At 72.4% G+C, this 21347-nt stretch carries 17 protein-coding genes and 1 pseudogene; 4 read left to right on the forward strand and 14 right to left on the reverse strand.

Features of this window, described 5'->3' with window-relative positions:
- Positions 1 to 6: 6 nt before the first annotated feature.
- The 3 genes from GA0070561_RS00075 to GA0070561_RS00085 form a co-directional block, all read right to left on the reverse strand.
- The gene (locus tag GA0070561_RS00075; protein WP_091393044.1) at positions 7 to 627 is read right to left on the reverse strand and encodes an HAD family hydrolase; all 621 of its coding nucleotides are present in this window, start codon (positions 625 to 627) and stop codon (positions 7 to 9) included.
- A complete protein-coding gene (smc, locus tag GA0070561_RS00080; protein ID WP_091393047.1) occupies positions 627 to 4241 on the reverse strand; it encodes a chromosome segregation protein SMC in 3615 nt (1204 codons plus the stop codon). The genes GA0070561_RS00075 and smc overlap by 1 nt, the downstream gene beginning before the upstream one ends.
- A 348-nt stretch (positions 4242 to 4589) precedes the next feature.
- Positions 4590 to 4784 (reverse strand): hypothetical protein, encoded by a 195-nt coding sequence (locus GA0070561_RS00085; protein ID WP_030487463.1) that lies wholly within the window; start codon positions 4782 to 4784, stop codon positions 4590 to 4592.
- Positions 4785 to 5157: 373 nt separating this feature from the next.
- Between GA0070561_RS00085 and GA0070561_RS00090 the strand changes: the two genes are divergently transcribed.
- Positions 5158 to 6321, forward strand: coding sequence for a CAP domain-containing protein (locus GA0070561_RS00090; RefSeq protein ID WP_244166012.1), 1164 nt, complete (start codon positions 5158 to 5160; stop codon positions 6319 to 6321).
- A 116-nt stretch (positions 6322 to 6437) separates the two neighbouring features.
- Positions 6438 to 7280 (forward strand): endo alpha-1,4 polygalactosaminidase, encoded by an 843-nt coding sequence (locus GA0070561_RS00095; protein WP_091393050.1) that lies wholly within the window; start codon positions 6438 to 6440, stop codon positions 7278 to 7280.
- 146 nt (positions 7281 to 7426) lie between these two features.
- Here GA0070561_RS00095 and GA0070561_RS00100 read toward each other — a convergent pair whose 3' ends face one another.
- The 9 genes and pseudogenes from GA0070561_RS00100 to rsmD form a co-directional block, all read right to left on the reverse strand.
- Positions 7427 to 9646, reverse strand: a complete 2220-nt coding sequence (locus GA0070561_RS00100; RefSeq protein ID WP_091393052.1) for an MMPL family transporter — start codon at positions 9644 to 9646, stop codon at positions 7427 to 7429.
- 220 nt (positions 9647 to 9866) lie between these two features.
- The gene (gene mutM, locus GA0070561_RS00105; RefSeq protein ID WP_091393055.1) at positions 9867 to 10724 is read right to left on the reverse strand and encodes a bifunctional DNA-formamidopyrimidine glycosylase/DNA-(apurinic or apyrimidinic site) lyase; all 858 of its coding nucleotides are present in this window, start codon (positions 10722 to 10724) and stop codon (positions 9867 to 9869) included.
- Between the two features lie 211 nt (positions 10725 to 10935).
- A pseudogene (gene rnc / locus GA0070561_RS00110) lies at positions 10936 to 11685 on the reverse strand (ribonuclease III); the annotation flags it as partial.
- Positions 11682 to 12665: a phosphate acyltransferase gene (locus GA0070561_RS00115; protein ID WP_091393058.1), complete on the reverse strand. Its 984-nt coding sequence runs from the start codon at positions 12663 to 12665 to the stop codon at positions 11682 to 11684. The pseudogene rnc and the gene GA0070561_RS00115, both read right to left, overlap by 4 nt.
- A 114-nt stretch (positions 12666 to 12779) precedes the next feature.
- Complete coding sequence (gene rpmF / locus GA0070561_RS00120) at positions 12780 to 12953, reverse strand: 50S ribosomal protein L32 (protein WP_030335284.1); 174 nt, start codon at positions 12951 to 12953, stop codon at positions 12780 to 12782.
- 5 nt (positions 12954 to 12958) lie between these two features.
- The gene (locus tag GA0070561_RS00125) at positions 12959 to 13522 is read right to left on the reverse strand and encodes a YceD family protein (RefSeq protein WP_091393061.1); all 564 of its coding nucleotides are present in this window, start codon (positions 13520 to 13522) and stop codon (positions 12959 to 12961) included.
- Between the two features lie 109 nt (positions 13523 to 13631).
- Positions 13632 to 14129, reverse strand: coding sequence for an SPFH domain-containing protein (locus GA0070561_RS00130; protein ID WP_091393065.1), 498 nt, complete (start codon positions 14127 to 14129; stop codon positions 13632 to 13634).
- Positions 14130 to 14390: 261 nt separating this feature from the next.
- Entirely contained in the window at positions 14391 to 14873 is a 483-nt protein-coding gene (coaD, locus tag GA0070561_RS00135; RefSeq protein WP_091393067.1) for a pantetheine-phosphate adenylyltransferase, read from the reverse strand.
- Positions 14870 to 15433, reverse strand: coding sequence for a 16S rRNA (guanine(966)-N(2))-methyltransferase RsmD (gene rsmD, locus GA0070561_RS00140; protein WP_091393070.1), 564 nt, complete (start codon positions 15431 to 15433; stop codon positions 14870 to 14872). The genes coaD and rsmD overlap by 4 nt, the downstream gene beginning before the upstream one ends.
- A 397-nt stretch (positions 15434 to 15830) precedes the next feature.
- Here rsmD and GA0070561_RS00145 point away from each other — a divergent pair, with 397 nt between their 5' ends.
- A complete protein-coding gene (locus GA0070561_RS00145; protein WP_091393073.1) occupies positions 15831 to 16973 on the forward strand; it encodes an LPXTG cell wall anchor domain-containing protein in 1143 nt (380 codons plus the stop codon).
- 76 nt (positions 16974 to 17049) lie between these two features.
- Here the strand turns inward: GA0070561_RS00145 and recG are convergent, their stop codons facing one another.
- Positions 17050 to 19248, reverse strand: a complete 2199-nt coding sequence (gene recG, locus GA0070561_RS00150) for an ATP-dependent DNA helicase RecG (protein WP_091393075.1) — start codon at positions 19246 to 19248, stop codon at positions 17050 to 17052.
- Entirely contained in the window at positions 19245 to 20858 is a 1614-nt protein-coding gene (locus tag GA0070561_RS00155) for a DAK2 domain-containing protein (RefSeq protein ID WP_091397057.1), read from the reverse strand. The genes recG and GA0070561_RS00155 overlap by 4 nt, the downstream gene beginning before the upstream one ends.
- Positions 20859 to 21145: 287 nt before the next feature.
- Here GA0070561_RS00155 and rpmB point away from each other — a divergent pair, with 287 nt between their 5' ends.
- Entirely contained in the window at positions 21146 to 21337 is a 192-nt protein-coding gene (rpmB, locus tag GA0070561_RS00160; protein ID WP_011905179.1) for a 50S ribosomal protein L28, read from the forward strand.
- The last annotated feature ends 10 nt before the right edge of the window (positions 21338 to 21347 follow it).

Consider the following 21347-nt stretch of genomic DNA (forward strand, 5'->3'; position numbering starts at 1 on the left):
GAGGGCTCAGTAGTCCAGGGCCGCCCGCAGGTAACGCAGGTCGGCGTGGCCGCCCCAGCGGTGCGCCGACAGCCCGGCGGCCCGGGCACCCCGCACGGCCCAGTCCTCGTCGTCGACGAAGAGGACCCGGGCCGGCGGGGTTGCCAGGGCCACGCAGGCGGCCTTGAAGTATTCCGGGGCGGGCTTGTGCACGCCGATCACCGAGGAGTTGACCACCACGTCCAGTTCGCCGACCAGGCCGAGCGCGGTCAGGTCGGCGTCGAGCAGGTCGGTGGCGTTGGTGCCCAGCCCGACCCGGACGCCCGCCGCACGGACCTCCCGCACGAACGCCAGCACCTCCTGGTCGACCTCACCCCGGTAGCTCTGCCACTGCTCCACAGCGGCGCGGGCCCGTTCCGGGCTGCCCACCGACTCGGTCAGGGCGTCCGCGACGCTGTTCATCCACTCGGCGTGGTTGACCTGGCCGGTGAGCACCGGCTGGAGCCGCCCCCACTGCATGGCGATCTCACCGAGCACCCCCTCGGAGAGGCCGTACTCCCGCTCGACAACGGCGGCCACCGCCGGGTCCCACCGGCGCAGTACGCCGTCGAAGTCCAGCAGGAGCGCCGTCGCGCGTTCCCGAGCCACTACCCGTTCTCCTCGCCGCGGCCGTGCCGCTGGTCGTCCTCGTCGGCCCGGTTGAGCCGTTGGCTGATCACCTGAGTGACCCCACTGCGCATGGTCACGCCATAGAGCGCGTCGGCGATCTCCATCGTCCGCTTCTGGTGCGTGATGACGATCAGCTGACTCTTCTCGCGCAACTGTGCCAGCAACGTGATCAGCCGGCCCAGGTTGACGTCGTCCAGGGCCGCCTCCACCTCGTCCATGATGTAGAACGGGCTGGGCCGGGCGCGGAAGATCGCCACCAACATGGCCACCGCGGTCAGCGACCGCTCGCCACCGGAGAGCAGCGACAGTCGCTTGATCTTCTTGCCCGGCGGGCGGGCCTCCACCTCGACGCCGGTGGTGAGCAGGTCGTCCGGTTCGGTGAGGATCAGCCGTCCCTCGCCGCCGGGAAAGAGCACTGTGAACACCTGCTCGAACTCCCGGGCGGTGTCCTCGAAGGCGCTGGCGAAGACCTCCAGGATCCGCTCGTCCACGTCCTTGACCACGGTGAGCAGGTCCCGACGGGTGGCCTTGAGGTCCTCCAACTGCTCGGAGAGGAACTTGAAACGCTCCTCCAGCGCGGCGAACTCCTCCAGCGCGAGTGGGTTGACCTTGCCGAGCAGGGCGAGTTCGCGTTCCGCCTTCGCGGCCCGCTTCTCCTGCACCGGCCGCTCGTAGCGCACCGGCTCGGGCACCGGCAGACCGTCACGTTCGGCCGCCGCGACGTCGACCTGGGTCGGCGGAACGGGCTGAGTCGGGCCGTACTCGGCGACCAGCGTCTCCACGTCCAGCCCGAAGTCCTCGGCGGCCTTCGTCTCCAACTGCTCGATGCGCAGCCGCTGCTCCGCCCGGGCCACCTCGTCGCGGTGCACCTGGCTGGTCAGCCGCTCCAACTCCGCGCCGAGCCGCTTGGCGGCACCGCGTACCTCCTGAAGCTCTGCCTCCCGCGCGGCGCGCTCCAGCGCGACCGCGTCGCGGTGCTCCTCGGCCGTCGCGATCGAGGTGGTCAGCCGGGTCAGCGCCTCCCGGGCGCCACCAGCGACGGACCGGGCGATGCCCGCGCCCCGGGCGCGGGCGGCCCGTCGGGCCGCCGCGCGTTCCCGGGCGGCCCGCTCCGCGGTGGCCTGCCGCGCGAGCGAGTCGGCCCGGCCGGCGATCGAGGAGACCCGCTCCTCGGCGGTACGCACGGCGAGCCGGACCTCCATCTCGTTCTGCCGGGCCTGCGGCACCATGGCCGCCAGTTGATCCCGTTCCTCGGTGGAGGGCTCGGCGTCGACCGGCGTCTCCTCGGCCAGCCGTAGCCGCTCCTCCAGCTCGGCGAGCGCGGTGAGGTCCCGTTGCCGGGCGGCCTCGGCGCGGGAGCGGGAGTCGCCGAGTCGGTCGGTCTCGGCCTTCGCGGAACGGGCCGCCGCGCCCAGCTCGGCCAGCCGGCGAGCGGCGGCGTTGCGGTGGCTCTCCGCCTCGCGCTTCTCGGCGGCGGCGTGCTGCACGGCCTCCTTGGCGGCCGACACCTCGGCGCGCGCCTCGACCAACTGATCACGCAGCTCCAGGCCAGCGCGTTCGGCGGTGACCCGGTTGGCGCGGGCCTCCTCGACGGCGGCCTGCACCTCGATGTAGCTGGGGGCCTTGGCCGAACCGCCCGCCGCCGCGTACGCCCCGACCACGTCACCGTCCGGGGTGACCGCCCGCAGCTCGGGGTTGCTGGCGACCAGCTCGGCAGCGGCGGCGAGATCGTCGACGAGCGCCACGTCCCGCAGGGCCCGGTGCACCGCCGGACGCAGCTCGGCGTTGCACTCCACCAGGTCGGGCGCCCACCGGGCGTTGTCCGGCAGCTTCGGGCGCAGCGCGTCGGCGGAGCCGGTCATGCCGGGCCCCGCCGGGCTGCCCACCAGCAGGCCGGCCCGGCCTGCGTCGGAGATCTTCAACAGCCGCATCGCCTCGACGGCCTCGTCCACCCCGCTGACGGCGACCGCGTCGGCGAGGCCGCCGAGCGCGGCGGCCAGCGCGGCCTCGTGGCCGGGCGCGACGGTGAGCAACCCGGCGAGGCTGCCGAGCAGGCCGGGCACGTCCCCGGCGCGGGCGAGCAGCGCCCCGGCACCGTCCTTGCGCCGCAGCCCCAGGGCGAGTGCCTCCTCGCGGGCCTTCCAGGTGGCGGCGTCCTTCTCCGCCGCCCGCTCGGCGTCGGACAGCGATCGGACGGTGGCCTGGGCGCGTTCCTGCACGGCGACCGCCTCGGCGTGCCGGGCGTCCAGGTCCGCGTTGTCCCGGTCGGCCTCGGTGGACTGCGCGGCGACCGCGTCCAGGTCGGCCTGCGCCTGCTCGGCGCGGCCCAGCGCGTCGGCGTGCGCGATCGCGAGGCGTTCGATCTCCTCGCCGGCGCTGGTGGTCCGGGCCCGGGCGGAGTTGACCTGGCCGGTGAGCCGGGCCATCCCCTCCCGCCGGTCGGCGATGGCCTTGGCCGCGGCGACCAGCTCGCGCTCGGCGGCGGCCAACTGCCGCTCCAACTCCTGGCGGTGCTCGACCGCCTCGGCCAGACGGATCTGGTCATCGGTGAGCGCGCCGCGCAGCTCCTCCTCCTGCTCGCGGACGCGTTCCGCCTCGGCCTCCAGCTGGTCCGGGTCGCGGCCGGGCCGCTCGTCGTCGCCGGTGGCGCTGAGGTGCCGCAGCCGTTCCCGGGCCAACTGCTCGATCGAGCGGAAGCGTTCCTGAAGGGCGGAGAGCTTGTACCAGGTGTCCTGGGCGGCGGCGAGCAGCGGCGCGTCCTCCGCGAGGGCGGCCTCCAACTCGCCGAGCCGGCCCTGCACCTCGGTGTGCTCACCCTCGATCTGCTCGCGCCGCTCGCGCAGCGCGGTCTCGTCGGCGATCTCCCGGTCGAGGGTGGTCCGCAGGGTGGCCAGGTCGTCGGCGAGCAGCCGCAACCGGGCATCGCGCAGGTTGGCCTGGATGGCGGCGGCGCGCCGGGCCACCTCGGCCTGCCGGCCCAGCGGCTTGAGCTGACGACGCAGCTCGGCCGTGAGGTCGGTGAGGCGGTTGAGGTTGGTCTGCATCGCGTCGAGCTTGCGCAGCGCCTTTTCCTTGCGCTTGCGGTGCTTGAGGACGCCGGCCGCCTCCTCGATGAACGCCCGGCGGTCCTCCGGCTTGGCGTGCAGCATGCCGTCGAGGCGACCCTGCCCGACGATGATGTGCATCTCCCGGCCGATGCCGGAGTCGGAGAGCAGCTCCTGGATGTCGAGCAACCGGCAGGAGTTGCCGTTGATCTCGTACTCGCTCTCGCCGGAGCGGAACATCCGGCGGGTGATGGAGACCTCGGTGTACTCGATCGGCAGCGCGCCGTCGGTGTTGTCGATGGTGAGGGTGACCTCGGCGCGACCCAGCGGCGCCCGGCCGGCGGTGCCGGCGAAGATGACGTCCTCCATCTTGCCGCCACGGAGGGCCTTGGCGCCCTGTTCGCCGAGGACCCAGGCGATGGCGTCGACGACGTTGGACTTGCCGGAGCCGTTCGGGCCCACCACACAGGTGATCCCGGGCTCCAGCTTCAACGTCGTCGCGGAGGCGAAGGACTTGAACCCCTTCACCGTCAGGCTCTTGAGATACACCTACTCGATCCTCGTCCGGTGGCCGCCGTACCGTCGCCGGCTGTGGGGACCTGGGTGAACTCGCAGACTAACCCGGCGGTGGGAGCGGCCCGGCACGCGACCCGCCCCGCGTCGTGTCGACGGTGGGCGCGCTGTTGTTCCGGAGATCGCGAGAAAGGCAAGCGCCTTTCATGATCGGCTTATCCGCCGACGCGCTTTTCGGTAACTGTGCGGCGCGCTTCCCGCACGATCGGCCGCAAGATCATGAATCGTCGGCATCGAAAAGGTCCCGGACAGTGTTACGCGCCGGCACAGAGGTGTCGGCGCGTATTTTTGCGGTGGTGCGATTCAGTTTTTACGACCTGAAGATCAGGTCAGCGCCGGCTCGGCCAGACGGAGCAGATCGTCCGCCTCCGCCGCAGCCGCCGCGAGCCGATCATTGTCGGCACGCAGACGCGTGATCTCGAACTCCAGTGCCTGAACCCTGGAACGCAGTCGGGTGACCTCGTCGAGCAGACGCCGGTCGGGCGCTGCACCTACGTGGCCGTAGAGGGCCTTCGCCATGCTGACTCCTTGATATGCGCTGCCGGAAAGGCCGGCCAACGCGCGCCCAATTCATACGCGGCTGTCATTCCAGGCTGTATCTGGGCATGACCGGGCGCGACTGGCGACACCTATATATTGAGCCGCAAACCCCTCCTTCGTCAAGTTCTCGCAGGCCGTAGATCATCTCCACGTCGACCTGTCCACTTGTCGGGGGGGCTGCCGCAAGGCACGGACACTCTCTGTCCGGACGCCTTTACTGTACGCCCGGATCTGCGGAAGTCCGCACCCTGGCGTCCGACTTCCCCTTAACTCTTTCTTAGCCACGTTGCCGCAGGTCGTTGGCGCGCCGTAGCGTCACCCCGGCCCGCAACCGACCCCTGGAGGCATAGGCGTGTACGGCTGGACCGATCCGATGGACCCGAACGGCGCCCCCCGGCGCGCCGAGGGACCGACCGACGAGCCGGCCTGGCTGCACGACCGCCCGGAGCCCCGCTCGGCCTACCTCTTCGGCGACGAGCCCGGTCAGTCGGGCGACGAGTGGCACCGGGAACAGCCCACCGAGGGCCGGCAACCGGACCCGGCGATCCCCGCCGAGGCGACCGACGCCCGCACCGCGGCCTGGGGTGCCTACCAGCCGGACAGCGAGACCGACGGCTGGGGCGACAGCCGCCCGGCCCAGGACACCACCGGCGGACGGCGCGCCGAGGCGCCCGGCGGCTGGCACACCGACACCGACCCGGAGAGCACCGACGGCTGGCACGGCGCAGCCGAGACCGGCCGGCCCGGCGAGGGACGACACCGCTCCCCACGCCGCTGGCGCCGGCCGCTGATGATCGGAGGCGCCGCCGCGGCTGCCACCCTCGTGGTGAGCTTCGGCGTCGGCGCGCTCACCCTGCCCGGCGGTGACGACGGGACCGCGCAGCCGACGGCCGTCGACGACTCCTTCGCCGCGTCGGCCGCGCCGACCGGAGAGCCGGCGCTGGACACCCTCGCCGCAACCTCCCCGTCGACCATCCCCAGCCCGGCGTCTCCGAGCCCATCGCCGACCAAGGTCGTCAAGCCCACGCCGGCGACGTCACGGAGCACCGCCGCGTCGCGCCGCAGCGTCGAGCGCAGCGCCGCGCCGAGCAACACCGGCAGCTCCACCGGTTCCAACGGCTCCAGCGGCTCCGTCAGTGCCCAGGCGCGCGAGGTGGTGGACCTGGTCAACGCCGAGCGGGCCAAGGCCGGCTGCAAGGCGCTGAGCATCGACGACAAGCTGATGACGGCCGCCCAGCGGCACAGCCAGGATCAGGCCGACCACCAGAACATGTCGCACACCGGCAGCGACGGCAGCAACGCCGGCACCCGGCTGGACCGGGTCGGCTACACCTGGCGCACGTACGGCGAGAACGTGGCCTGGAACCAGAAGACCCCCGCCGCGGTGATGGATGCCTGGATGAACAGCTCCGGCCACCGGGCCAACATCCTGAACTGCGCGTTCACCGAGATCGGCGTCGGCATCGCCAACAGCAACGGACCGTACTGGACGCAGGTCTTCGCGGCGCCGCGCTGACCGCGCGTCGTTCCCGCCCCCGCGCTCGTTGACCCGGTGAGGTACGTCGGGCCGGAGCGTGGGGGCCGCGTACCGGTGCGGGCGGCGACCGGCCGTCCGGGACCCGGGAGCTGCCGATGCGGATCCGGCCGCGGCGACGCGTCGCCGTACGCCCACTGCGCCGCGTCCTGTCCGCCAGCGTCGCTCTCGTGCTCCTGGTGCCGGCGTACGGGTGCCGGCCCGCACTGACCCCGCCCGGCGCGCCCACCGCGTGGCCGGCGGAACAGGCCCGGCACTGGCAGTGGCAGTGGCAGCTCAGCGGCCCGCTCGACCCGGCGGTGGACGCACATGTCTTCCTCCTCGACCCGGTGGCCACCACCGCCGCACAGACCGCCGAACTGCGCTCCCGGGACCGCCGGTTGATCTGCCAGGTGAACGTGGGATCGGTCGGCTCCGACGACCCGGACGCCAGCCGGTTCCCGGAGGTCGTCCGGGGCGCGGCCGGGCGTCGACCCGACAGCCGGTGGCTGGACGTCCGGAGTTGGGACGCGCTCCGGCCGGTGCTGGCCGACCGGTTCCGGCTCTGCCGGGGCAAGGGCTTCGGCGCGGTGGCGCTCTTCGACTCAGACGGGTACGCGGCGCGCACCGGCTTTCCGCTCGACTTCGACGACCAACTGCTGTTCAACCGCCGGCTCGCCGAGTTGGCCCGCTCGCTGAGCCTTTCCCCGGGGCTGGTCAACGACGTGCCGCAGCTCGCCGCGCTGGCCCCGGACTTCGACTTCGCGGTCAACGAGGAGTGCGTCCGGCTGGCCCAGTGCGCCAAACTGCTGCCGTTCAGCGACGCCGGCAAGCCGGTCTTCCACGTGGAGTACACCGGCTCGACCGACGACTTCTGTGTCACCACCGTCGGCTACGGCTTCGCGTCGATCCGCAAGGACCGCACGCTGGACGCCTCCCGGGAACCCTGCCCACTCCCCTGACCCACACCGCCCCGCCCCGCCCCGCCCCGCCCCGCGATCTTGCACTTTCGATCGCCGTTTTGCCGGGTTGGCCCGCTTTTGTCGCGACAGAAACTGCAAGATCGGCGGGGCGGGACGGGGACGGGGCGGGGCGGGCGGGGCGGTGGTTAGGGGACCGGGACCAACTCTGGGGCGGGGGCGGGCGGGTCGGTGGGCGCGGGTGCCGGGCGGGGGCGCAGGAAGCGCGGGGCCCACCAGTTGGCGTCACCCAGCATGGTCATCAACGCCGGCAGCACCACCCCCCGGATGATGGTGGCGTCCAGCAGGATCGCCGCCGCCAGACCGATGCCGAGCTGCTTCATGTCGATGGTGCTCAGCGTGGCGAAGATCGAGAAGACCCCGACCATCACGATGGCCGCGCTGGTCACCACCCCGGCCGACGAGGTGATCCCGTACGACACGGCGTCGCGGTTGGGCAGGCCGGACCGGACGCCCTCGCGGATCCGACTGACCACGAAGACGTGGTAGTCCATCGAGAGGCCGAACAGCACCACGAAGAGGAACAGCGGTAGCCAGGACACGATCGCGCCCATCGACGTGAAGCCGAGCAGTCCCTGCGCCCACTCGCCCTGGAAGATCAGCACCAGCAGGCCGTACGCGGCACCGGCGGAGAGCAGGTTCAGCGCGATCGAGCTTGCCGCGATCACCACCGACCGGAAGGTGAACGTCATGACCAGGAAGGTCAGCACCAGCACGAAGCCCATGACCAACGGCAACTTGTCCCGGACGTGCTGGGCGTAGTCCTCACTGTCGGCGACGCTCCCGCCCACCGCGTACTCGATGCCGGGAATGCCGCGCAGTTCGGCCGGGACCAGGTCCCCGCGCAGCTTCTCCAACGACTGCACCGACCGGTCGTCCCGACTGGCGTACGGGGTGGGGACGTCCAGCACCGAGACCCGCCGGTCGGCCGACACCTCGACCTTCGGGCCGTCCGCCTCGGCCGGGGCGAACAGCGGATCGCCGGCCGCACGGGTGGACAGGCCGGTGAGGGCGGCGCGTACCCGGTCGGCCTGGTCGGCGGGCGCCCGGACGGCCACCACGTGATTGGTGCCGGCGCTCGGGAAGGCGGCGGTGAGCCGGTCGTACGCCTGCATTGCCGGAGTCGTGCGGGGCAGGTCCTCCATGCCGGGGAACTTCAGCTTCATGCCGAGCGCCGGCGCGGCCAGCGCGAGCAGCAGCCCGACCGAGATGACAAGCGTCGCCACCGGCGCGCGCAGCGCGGGCCGGAGCACCGCCGGCCACAGCCGGGGCGCGCGGGGCTCGCCGTGCCGGCCGGTACGCGGCGCGGTCAGTCGCCAGAGCAGCGGTACCCGGGGCCGGTCCACCCAACGGCCGAGCCGGGCCAGCAGGGCGGGCAGGACGGTCAGTGAACCGGTCACCGCGACGGCCACCACGAGGATCGAGCCGATGGCGAGGGACGAGAAGACCACGTCGCCGGCGAGCAGCAGCCCGGCCATCGAGATGATCACCGCGAAGCCGGAGACCACCACCGCGTGCCCGGAGGTCTCCGCGGCGATCTCCACCGCGTCCAGACCGGACCGGCCCTTGGCGCGTTCCTCCCGCTCCCGACGGATGTAGAACAGCGAGTAGTCGACGCCGACCGCCATGCCGATCAGCAGGATCACCGGTGCCGTGGTGTCGGTGGCCGGCACCAGGTGCGAGGCGAGAGTGGACAGACCCATCGCGGCGGCCACCGAGGAGAGTGCCAGCAGCACCGGCACGCTCGCCGCGATCAGCGCGCCGAACGCGATGATCAGGATCGCCAGGGTGACCGGCAGACTGAGCAGCTCGGCGCGCTTGAAGTCCTTGCCCAGGGTGTCGTCGAGGGCCTGGCCGATCGACGGTCCGCCGACCTGCTCGACGCGCAGCCCGGGGTACGCGTCCTGCACGGAGGCGGTGGCGTCGCGCAACGGCTGCACCCGATCCGAGGCCGTCTCCGGGTCACCCGACATGGTGATCGGCAGCAGCAGCGCCGAGCCGTCCCGCGCGGTGACCGGCTGGCCCACCCCGGCCACCCCGGTGACCGTACGCAGCCGGGCCGCCGCGTCGTCGGCCGCCGACTTCGCCGCGGCCTGGTCCAACGCGCCGCCGCGGGAGGTGATGAGGACGTTGTCCACGGCCGGGTCGTCGAAGTCACCGGCGTCCACGATGAGGCTGGCCCGCCCCGCCTCGCCGATCGCCTGGTCACCGCTGGTGGCCTCGTTGAGTCCGGCGGCGCTGCCGCCCACGAAGCACACCGCCACGAACACGGCCCACAGTGCGATCGCCCGCCACGGGTGCTCGGCGCTCCACCGCGCCAGCCGCACCGTCACCGGTCTTCTGCCCATCTCGGGTCCCCCTGTCACGTCAACCCCCTGTCAACGGTGCTGACGCTAGGTGCGTGACGAGGCGGTCACATCGGGGATCGACCCGGGCCCACCCTGGAACCAGCCGACCGGGTGCGGGGGTGCGTTCGCCGGGGATCGAACCGCGATCCGGACGTACACCGGGGTCCACCCCGGAGCGACCCACCGCGACCCGCCGGCATCGCCCCGAGCCGGCTCCGGGTCATCCCCGAAGGGAACCCCGGGGCCGTGGCTGACAGTGCGGGCAGCTGTACGAGGACCGGTTCATGAACGCCTCGCGGCGGATCGGCGCGCCACACCGCCGGCACGGCTCGCCCTCGCGGCCGTAGGCGTTGAGCGCCCGGTCGAAGTAGCCACTCTCGCCGTTGACGTTCACGTAGAGGGCGTCGAAGCTGGTGCCGCCCTCGCTGATCGCCTCGGCCAGCACGTCGCGGACGTGGCCGAGCAGGCGCTGCGCGGCCGGGCCGGTCAAGGCGTCGGTGGGTCGGCCGCCGTGCAGCTTGGCGCGCCAGAGCGCCTCGTCGGCGTAGATGTTGCCCACCCCGCTGATCAGGGTCTGGTCGAGCAGTGCCCGCTTCACCTCGGTGTGCCGGCGGCGCAGGGCCGCGACGAACGCCTCGTCGGAGAACTCCGGGTCCATCGGGTCGCGGGCGATGTGCGCGATCTCGTCGGGCAGTTCGGCGCCGCCCTCGCTCACCGAGAGCCCGCCGAACGTTCGCTGGTCGACGAAGCGCAGCTCCGGGCCGTCGTCGCTGAACCGGAACCGGACCCGAAGGTGGGTCTCGTCCGTCGTCCCCGGTGGCTGGAGCAGCAGCTGACCCGACATGCCGAGGTGCCCGACGATCGCGTCACCGCTGTCCAGTGGCAGCCACAGGTACTTGCCGCGACGGCGGGCGTCCAGCACCGTCCGGCCGGCGAGCACGTCGGCGAAGTGCACGTCGCCGGGAACGTGCCGGCGGACCGCACGCGGATGACGAACCTCGACGGAGGCGATCCGACGGCCGACGACCCACTGGGCCACCCCCTGTCGGACGGTCTCCACCTCGGGCAGCTCAGGCACGCCGCCGACCCGTCTCGTGACCGTCGGCGCCCCCGGCCGGCAGTGCCTGCGCCAGGTGGTCGGCCTCCTCGGCCTGAGCCGCCCGCTCGGCACGCTCCAGCGGCCCGAACGGCTCGTCCCGGTCGGCCGAGTCGTCCCGAGCGGTCGGCTGGTCCTGGCGATCGTCGCCGGCCCGGCCAGCCTGGCCGTCGTCGCCGGTCCGACCACCCTGGCCGCCATCGCCGTTCTGGCCGCCGTCGCCGTTCTGATCGTTCTGCTCGGCAAGCGTCCGCCAGGCGGCCTCGGCGGCCCGCTGCTCGGCCTCCTTCTTGCTGCGCCCCTCGGCGCCGCCGTACCGGATGCCGGCCACCACCACCCAGGCGGTGAACGTCTTGAGGTGATCCGGGCCGGTGCCCTCGATCCGGTACTCCGGGACGCCGAGACCGAGCGCCGCCGTCAGCTCCTGGAGGCTGGTCTTCCAGTCCAGTGCGGCCCCGCGACCAGCCGACTCGGCCATCAGCGGGTCGAAGAGCCGGTGGATGACGATCCCCGTGGTGTCCAGGCCGTACTGGAGGTAGATCGCGCCGAGCAGCGCCTCCAGCGTGTCGGCGAGGATGCTCGCCTTGTCCCGGCCACCGGTCGTCTCCTCACCCTTGCCGAGCAGCAGGTACGCGCCGAGCCCGTCCGGGCCCAGACCGCGGGCGACGTCGGCGAGCGCCCGCATGTTGACCACGCTGGCCCGCAACTTGGCCAACTGCCCCTCGGGCAGATCCGGGTGGTTGTGGAACAGCGCCGTGGTGATCACCACGCCGAGCACCGAGTCGCCGAGGAACTCCAGCCGCTCGTTGGTCGGCAGCCCGCCGTTCTCGTACGCGTACGACCGGTGGGTCAACGCGCGCTGGAGCAGCTCGGGTTCCAGGCTCACTCCGAAGGCGGCTTCCAGGTGACCGACGGACGCCCGCCGCCGCTTGTCGTTGCTCATGTGCGTACCTCGGTGTCGGTGGAGCGGTCGGTGCGACCCGTCGCGGCGTCGCGGTCGAGCAACGCGGAGACCAGATCGGTGGCGCGCCGCCGCCACAGGTGGGCGGCGAGAGCTATGCCGGAGGCGACGTCGTCGGCGCGGGCGGACCCGTGACAGACGACCACCGTCCCCGCGACGCCCAGCAGGGCCGCCGCGCGGGGCGCGCCGCCCTGGGCAGGTGGGCCGCCGGCCATCGCGTACGCGCCCTCGATGGCCTTGAGCAGCACGTTACCGGTGAAGCCGTCGGTGACGACCACATCGGCGCGCGCGCCGAGGGCCACGTCGTACCCCTCGACCAGGCCGATGTAGCGCGCCCCGCCGGGCAGCGGTTCGACGGCGAGCAGGGGGTCGGTGGCGCGGCGGACCCGGTCTCCCTTGCCGGCCTCGGTGCCGACCGAGAGCAGCCCGACCCGGGGCGCGGCGATCGAGTGGGCCACCGCCGCATACGCGGCGCCGAGCACGGCGTGGCGGGCGAGTGTGGCCGGGCGGGGTTCCAGGGAGCCGCCGACATCGAGCAACACGACCGGTCCCGCCACGGCGGGCAGGGTGGCGGCCAGCGCGGGTTGGCGGATCTCCGGCGAGCGGCCGAGGCCGAGCACGGACGCGGTGACTGTGGCGCCGGTGGCGCCGGCGGAGACCAGGGCGTCGGCGGTCCCGTCCCGGACGGCGGTGACCGCGGCCCGGACGGTGCTCTCGGAGCGGGCGGCGCTGGGATGGTCGGCCATGCCGACGACGTCGCGGACGGGCCGCACCGTGATCCGGGCGCGTTGCGCCGGATCGAGGGCAGCAATCAGCTCGTCGGCGACCTCGGTCGGACCGACGAGAAGCAGATGCAGGTCAGGGTCGGCGCGCATGGCCCGCAGAGCGCCGTCAACCACGACGGCGGGAGCGTCGTCCCCGCCGAGGAGGTCAACGGCGATCCGCGCGGCGCCCGGCTCCACCGGAACGCCGGCCGGACTGGGCCGGCCGGCGTCGGAGGGAGCCGGGGCACCGGGCGAATGCCAGGATGCGCGTGCCGCCCGACCTGGGGTCGGGGGCGTCACTCGGCGTCCAGGTCAGACCTCGAGAACCTGGCGGCCGTTGTAGGTGCCGCAGACGGAGCAGGCGGCGTGCGGCAGCTTCGGGGACTTGCACTGCGGGCACGCAACGGTCGCGACCACGGTCGCCTTCCAGTTCGCCCGGCGGGACCGGGTGTTGCTGCGCGACATCTTGCGCTTCGGGACGGCCACGGTTCTTACTCCTCTGTAACGGTCAGTTGCGACAGGCCCGCCCAACGCGGGTCGATCTGCTGGTGACTGTGGTCGGCCGGCAGATCGTCCCAGTGCGCCCCGCATTCGGGGCACAGTCCTGGGCAGTCCTCCCGGCAGAGCGGGTTGGTCGGCAGCGTGAGCACCAACGCGTCCCGCAGCGCCGGCTCCAGGTCGATCAGATCGCCCTGCATCCGGCCCACCTCGTCCTCGTCGGTCGTGGCGTCCGTGGTGCTGTCCTCGTACGCGTACAGCTCCTGGATCGTCACGCCCATCGAGTCGTTGATCTCGCGCAGGCAACGGCCGCACTCGCCCCGGACGGGACCGGTGATGGTCCCGGAGACGAGCACGCCCTCGGACACAGACTGCAACCTCAGATCGAGGTCGAGGTCCGCGCCCTCCGGCACGCCGATCAACTCCACACCGAGGTCCGCCGGTGCCGGCACGACCCGCCGGACCTCACGCAACGCGCCAGGGCGACGCGGGAGGTCCCTCGTGTCGAGGACCAACGGCGACCTGGGGTTGAGTGTCGATGGCGAGTGCTTGGGCATAGTTAGACTCCGGCCGGTGAGAGGCCGACAAAAAAGGTTACCTGGACGACCGCCGGACCGTCGAACCGGGGGCGACGCCCGCCTGAGAAGTCGGCTGGTGAGGTGCCGCTCAGAAGGGTAGCGGGCGTTCCGCCTCATCCCCAGCGAAGGTGCCGATCTCTCGCAGCGCGTGCATCTTGTCCCGGCCGCGCTCTATCGAGGCCAGCGCCCGGGTGAGGAACTGCTCGAAGTTGGCCAGCGCGGTGTCGACGTAGTCGTCGACCTCCTCACGCAGGCGCTGCGCCTCGGCGCGGGCCTCGCCGATGATCCGGGCGCCCTCGTGCTCCGCCGACACGGTGATCTCGTTCACCGAGACCAGGCGGGCGTGTTCTGCCTCACCCTCGCTGATGATCCGGTCCGCCTCGCGCTTGCCGGCTTCCATGATCTTGTCGCGCTCATCCAGGAGCGCGGCGGCGCGACGCAGGTCGGCGGGGAGATCAGCACGCATCTCATCGAGGGCAGCGATCATCTCACCCCGGTCGACCATGCAGTTGTTGCGCGACATCGGGACGGAGCGGGCCTGCTCCAGGATGGCGATCAGTTCGTCGATGCGATCGAGCGGGTCCACCGGCTACCTCACTCCTGTCGTTCGTCGGCCGACCTCCATGATGCGGGCTACGGCCGTTCCCCGCGCCACCAATCATGTCGTGCCGGCCCCACCGCCGCCCCACTCACCCCAACCCGGCGAGTCGCGACATAGTCACCCGCGGCTCCCGCTGCGCCTCCCCCGCGCCGATCTTGCACTTTCGGTCGCGACAAACCACGCCGAAAGCGGCGATCCAGGAACCACAAGCGCAAGATCGCGGGGGTGAAGGGGAGCCAGGGTCCGTCAGGGGCGGGGGCCCAGGCGGGCCTGGAGGGCTTCGCGGACCGGGTCGGGGACGTGGGCGGAGATGTCGCCACCCCACTTGGCCACGTCCTTGACCAGGCTCGACGAGAGGAACGAGTAGAGCGGGTTGGTCGGCATGAAGAGCGTCTCGACGCCGGCCAGACCGATGTTCATCTGGGCCATCTGCAACTCGTAGTCGAAGTCGCTGACCGCCCGCAGGCCCTTGATCAGCACACTGGCCTGCTGGGCCCGGCAGAAGTCCACCAGCAGCCCTCGGAACGACTCGACCCGCACGTTGCCGTACGACGAGGTCACCTCGCGGAGCATCTCGATGCGCTCCTCGACGGTGAACAGGCCACTCTTCGACTGATTCACCAGCACACCGACGATCACCTCGTCGAAGAGCCGGCTGGCCCGCCCGATGATGTCGAGGTGTCCGTTGGTGACCGGGTCGAACGAACCGGGGCACACCGCACGTCTCATGATCGGCGACCGTACCAAAGGGTGGTCTCGCCGTAACGGCGACTGCGCTCGGCGGTGATCCCCTCCACCCAGTCGAACTCCCTGGTGCGGCGGGACCGCTCCACCACCACCAACGCGTCGGGTGCCAGCCAGCCGCCGTCGACCAGCGCGGCCAACAGCGCGGTGATCTCCTCGTCCGGCACCGCGTACGGCGGGTCGGCGAAGACCACGTCGTACGGCTCGCCGTCCGGTCCGGCGGCCAGCACCGTCGCCACCTTGCCGGTGACCAGACGGGCCGCCGGACCGGCACGGAGGGCCGCCACGTTCTCCCGGATCACCCGGGCCGCCCGCGGGTCGGACTCGACCAGCAACACGTGCCGGGCACCCCGGGAGAGCGCCTCCAGGCCGACCGCGCCGGAGCCGGCGTACAGGTCGGCGAAGCGGGCGCCGTCGAGATCGACCTCGGCCTGGACGGCACTGAACAGCGCCTCCCGGACCCGGTCCGAGGTGGGTCGGGTGCCGGCGCCGGGCGGCGCGGCGATCCGCCGGCCCCCGAGCGTCCCGGCCACGATCCGGGTCACCGTTTCCTCCTGCTCATGCCCGCGACGCTACGCGATGCGGCACGGACCCGGTCAGCACGGCGCGGATCCGGGGAGTTGGCCGGCCGGCGACAACGGGGCGCACCTGAGCAGCCGCGACGACGCGTAATCCTCAGTGGAGCCACGGCGGGCGGACCGTCCCCAGTGACCGGACCGACACCTTCGGTCTATCAAAGATCACGAATCGATGACATTGCCGGATGGCAATGATCTGAACTCCCCTCATTAACCACCCATCAGTACAGTCTCCCCCTGTCCCCGCTTTCGCCGCGGGAACACCACCGCGTCGCGCGACGCCCCGGTGAGCAGGTGACTCCCCGGTCACGATGTCTCCCGGCCTCCCGCCACGCGATCCGTACCCCCCTCACCAGGAGCAGGCGTGAACCCTCCCAAGTCTCCGTTCCGGCGCGTCGCGGCCATCGCCGCGGGCGCGTTGATCGGCCTCGCCGGCGTCGTGACGTTCGCCGCACCCGCCAGCGCCCACCACAGCGAGATCCAGGTCAAGGCCGCATGTGACACCGCCACCGGCGAGTGGGTGGCCACCTGGACCGTCAACAGCTACGCCCCGGGCGGCGTCAAGAACTACAAGTTCGACGAGGTCTCGGCGAAAACGTATGTCGGTGACGTCGCCAGCGACGCCACCATCGACGGGATCGCGGTGACCGAGGGCAAGGAGTACCCGCACTCCGTCAGCGAGCCGGTGATCGCCAAGCAGCGCCTGGACGCGAAGACCACCAAGGCCACCCTGTCGGTGCGGGCCATGTGGGACAACGAGTTCCTGGACAAGGAGCTGCGCTCGGCGGCGATCGAGTTCAGTGGGACCTGCGCCAAGGAACAGCCCCCGGTGCCGACGACCCCCAAGCCGACCGCCAGCGTGGCCGCCGACTGTGACGGCGACGTCCTGGTGAAGCTCGAGAACGGCAAGGACGCGACCGCTCCGGCGAAGTTCACCATCACCGGCGCCGACGGCTTCACCAAGACCGTCACCGTGAAGGTCGGCGAGAACGAGTCGGTCAAGGTGCCGGCCAAGAACGCCACCGTCATCAAGGTCGTCGCCGACGGTCTGGACAAGCCGCTCTTCGAGGGCACGCCAGCCGCCGCTGAGAACTGCGTCGAGCCGGGCGAGCCGGCCGGCAGCTACAAGTCGACCTGCACCGAGCTGATCTTCGACATCGCCAACCCGGCCGACGGCGAGACGATCACCATCACCTTCACCCCGAACAAGGGCAAGGCCCAGACGCTGACCGTCGAGCCGGGCAAGAGCGGCACCGTCACCTTCCCGGCCCAGGAGGGCCTGACCGTGACCCCGGCCGCCGAGGGTCTCGACGACACCAGCCCGATCGCCTGGGAGAAGCCGGCCGACTGCACCCCGGGTCAGGGTGGCGGCGACAAGGACGAGCCGACCCTGCCGCTGACCGGTGCTGCCACCGGCGGCATCATCGCCGGCGCCGCGGTCCTGCTGGCCGCCGGTGTGGCGCTGTTCGTGGTGGCCCGTCGTCGTCGGGTTCGCTTCACCGCCTGAACCAACAGGCTCTGACACCTGAGGGCGCGTCGACCACCCGGTCGGCGCGCCCTCAGCCATGTGATGGCCTGCTTGGTCAGCCCTTTTCCAGGTACTCCGCGCGGTCCTCGTCCACCAGTGCGGCCACCGAGGCGGCCAGTGCCGGGCTGCGGGCAAGCTCCGGGTCGTCCTCGATCAGGGTGATCGCCTCGGCGCGGGCGTCCCGGATCAGGTCGGCGTCGCGTCGCAGCGACAGCAACCGCAGATGCGAGCGGTGCCCGGACTGGGTGGCACCCAGCACGTCGCCCTCACGGCGTTGTTCCAGGTCCAGTTCGGCGAGCTTGAAACCGTCGCTCGTGGACGCCACCGCGTCCAACCGTTCCCGCGCCGACGAACCCTCGGCCGCCTCGCTGACCAGCAGGCACAGCCCGGCGGCGGAACCCCGGCCGACCCGGCCCCGCAACTGGTGCAGCTGCGAGACGCCGAACCGGTCGGCGTCCAGCACGATCATCACGGTGGCGTTCGGCACGTCCACGCCAACCTCGACCACTGTCGTCGCCACCAGCACGTCCAGGTCACCGGCCGCGAAGGAACGCATCACCGCGTCCTTCTCGTCGGCCGGCAGGCGACCGTGCAGCACCCCGATCCGCAGGCCGTGCAGCGGGCCCTCGGCCAGCAGCGGAGCCACCTCGGTGACCGCCAGCGGTGGCCGACGGCCGTTGTCGTCCTCGGGTGGCGGTTCCTCGTCGCTGGTCGGCCCGTCACCGATCCGCGGGCACACCACGTACGCCTGGTGGCCGGCGGTCACCTCCTCGCGCAGCCGACGCCAGGCCCGATCCAGGTAGGCCGGCTTCTCGGCGGCCGGCACCACGTGCGAGGCGATCGGCGACCGCCCCCGGGGCAACTGGGAGAGCGTGGAGACCTCCAGGTCGCCGTAGACGGTCATCGCCACCGTGCGCGGGATCGGGGTGGCCGTCATCACCAGCACGTGCGGCGGTTGGTCGGCCTTGGCCCGCAGGGCGTCGCGCTGCTCCACGCCGAAGCGGTGCTGCTCGTCGACCACCACCAGGCCGAGGTCGGCGAAGTCGACCCCCTCGTACAGCAGGGCGTGGGTGCCGAGCACGATGCCAGCGGCACCGCTGGCCACCTCGCCGAGCGCCCGGCGGCGGGCCGCCGCGCCCAGCGAGCCGGTGACCAGCTCGACCCGGGTGGCGTGCTCGGCGGAGCCCAGCTCACCGGCCCGCCCGAGCGGCCCGAGCAGGTCGAGCATGCCGCGGTGGTGCTGGGCGGCCAGCACCTCGGTGGGCGCCAGCAGCGCGGCCTGCCCGCCCGCGTCGACCACCTGGAGCATCGCCCGCAGCGCCACCACCGTCTTGCCCGAGCCCACCTCGCCCTGCAACAGGCGGTGCATGGGGTGCGGGGCGGCCAGGTCCGCCGCGATCTCCACACCCACCTCACGCTGACCGGCCGTCAGCTCGTACGGGAGTCGGGCGTCGAAGGCCTCCAACAGCCCGCCCGGGCGCGCCGGGCGGGGCCGGGCCGGCCAGTCGGCCGCCCGGTGCTTGCGCTGCACCAGGGTCACCTGGACGGCGAAGGCCTCGTCCCACTTGAGGCGCCGCCGCGCCTGGTGCAGTGCCTCCTTGCTGGACGGCCGGTGGATCTCGGTCAGCGCGGCGCCCAGCCCGACCAGCTTGCGGCTGGCCCGCACAGCGCTCGGCAGTGGATCGTCCGGCGGGGTGAACGTGTCCAGTACGACGCGCACGCAGCGCGCGATCACCCAGGTCGGAACGGCCGCGGCGGCCGGGTAGACGGGGATCAGCGCCCCGGCGAACTCCTCGATGTCGTCGCTGACCGCCGCCTCACCGTCGCCACCCTCGCCGAGCAGGACGTACTCCGGGCCGTTGAGCTGCCGTTTGCCCCGGAACTCGGTGACCTTGCCGGCGAACAGACCCCACCGGCCCGGACGCAGCTCGCGCTCGCGCCACGCCTGGTTGCCGAAGAAGGTCAACGTCAGCACACCGCCGGAGCCGTCGCCGACGGTCACCTCCAGCAGGTTGCCCCGCCGCTGACGCATCGGGCGCACCGCGGTGCGCTGCACCTGGGCCAGCACGGTGACCTGCTCACCGACGTCCAGTGAGCGGATGTCGGTGTGTTCACCACGCTCGTCGTAGCGACGCGGGAAGTGGTAGACCAGGTCACCCGCGGTGTGCAGGTCGAGGTGCGAGGCCAGCGCCTTGGCTGTCTTGTCCCCGACCAGCTTCTTCAGCGGAGTGTCCACCGTGGCTGGTTCGCTCATTCGATCCCTACCAGGAGCGGATAAAACGGCTGGCCGCCCGGGTACGCGTGCACCTCGACGAACGGCCAGCGTCGCGCGACGTGCGCGCGGACGGCGTCGGTGAGCCCGGCCGGAGCGTCCACCCCGGCCAGCAGTGTGACCATCTCGCCGCCACCACCGAGCATCCGGTCGACCACTGCCGCGCAGGTGTCGGTGAGGTCGGTGCCGATCAGGTGCACCTCCCCCTCCACCAGCGCCAGCACGTCACCGGGACGGCACGGGCCGGCCACGGTCAGCGCCTCCCGGCTGGCATGGCAGACCTCGGCGTAACGGCAGGCGCCAGCCGCCTCGGCCATCGCGATGACGTCGTCCTCGAAACGGCGGTCACCGTCGCGCACCGCGAGGGCTGCGAGGGCCTGCACCGGCGAGCGGGTCGGCACCACGCTCACCTTGATGCCGTACCGATGGGCCTCGCGGGCGGCCGCGCTCGCCACCGCCTCGGTGTTGGCGTCGTTGGGCAGCACCACCACCCGGGCCGCGCCGGTGCTGCGGACGGCGTCCAGCAGTTCACCCGTGGACGGGTTGCCCGGCACGACGGTGGCGCCCTCCGCGGCGAACAGGTCGGCGATGCCGCCGCCGGTGGCCACCACCACCGCGGCCCGGCCGGCCACCACCGGGCCGGAGGGCGACTCCGACTGGTCGGCGAAACGGGTGACCGAGATGCGGTACGGGCGGCCGGCGACGACACCGGCCTCGACCGCCGCGCCCACGTCGTTGACGTGCACGTGCACGTTCCAGGTGCCTTCCGGCTCACGCCCGTCGCCGACGACGACCAGCGAATCTCCCAGGGCGTCGAGCGCCCGCCGCAGCCCGGCGACCGCCTCGGGTCGGGCGTCGAGCAGGAACTGGACCTCGTACGCGTATTCATCGGAACCGGTCTCGCGGGCGACGGTGGCCGCCGGGCGGGCGGAGCGCGGCGTCGGCGCCGGCCGGGCCGTGCGCTCCCCGGTCAGCACCTCGACCAGGGCGTCGAGCAGCACGCAGAGGCCTCGGCCACCGGCGTCGACAACGCCCGCGCGGGCCAGCGCCGGCAACTGTTCCGGGGTGCGGGCGAGTGCCTCGGCCGCCGCCCGGGCCGCGACGCCGGCAACCGTCGGCAGGTCGTCGCTGTCCGCGCCCTCGGCCGCGGCGGCGGCCGCCGCGACCACGGTGAGCACTGTGCCCTCGACCGGCCGGGAGACCGCGGTGTACGCGGCGGCGGTGCCCGAGCGCAGCGCGGCGGCCAGCTCCCGGCCACGCACCGCCGGCACCCCGGCGACCTGGTCGGCGAAACCACGCAGGATCTGCGAAAGGATCACCCCGGAGTTGCCCCGCGCGCCGAGCAGCGCGCCCTGGGCCATCAGCCGCAGCGCGTGCCCGTGCGCTGTCGGCCCGCTGTCGGGGAGAGTGTCCAGATCCATGGCGAGGGCCTGCTGCGCCGAGGTGAGGGTGAGCACCAGGTTGGTGCCCGTGTCGCCGTCGGGCACCGGATAGACGTTGAGCTGGTCGATCTCGCCCTGGTGGCGCTTCAGTGCGGCCAGCCCGCTCGCGCACCAGCGGCGGACCGCGGCGGCGTCGAGGGTGTCCAGCACGGGCAGAAGCCTACTGGCGCGCACCGACACCCGTCGGACTCGTCCGGCGTGTCCTCGCCGGCCCGGGCCGGCGCTGGCCGCGGCGGGGACGACCGCCTCCGGTACCCTTGCCGCCGGGCCGGCCCACCGCAGGGCGGACGGGCCCACGACCAGGCGTGAGCCGGGGCACGGGCGAGCGCCGGACCGGGCCGGTTGGCCGGGTCGGCGAGTCATCGGGTAACCTGACCAGGTTGCCCGGGCAGCACCTGCCGGCGACCTCATGAACGTATCAATCCCAGGAGTATCCCGTGGCTAGCGTGTGCGACGTCTGTGGCAAGGGACCGGGCTTCGGCCACAACGTGTCCCACTCGCACCGGCGGACCAACCGCCGCTGGAACCCGAACATCCAGTCGGTGCGTACCCCGGCCGGTGGCGGCAACACCAAGAAGTTGAAGGTCTGCACCTCGTGCATCAAGGCCGGCAAGGTCACCCGCGCCTGACGCGGTAGCA

Source organism: Micromonospora saelicesensis, from assembly GCF_900091575.1.
GTDB lineage: Bacteria > Actinomycetota > Actinomycetes > Mycobacteriales > Micromonosporaceae > Micromonospora > Micromonospora saelicesensis.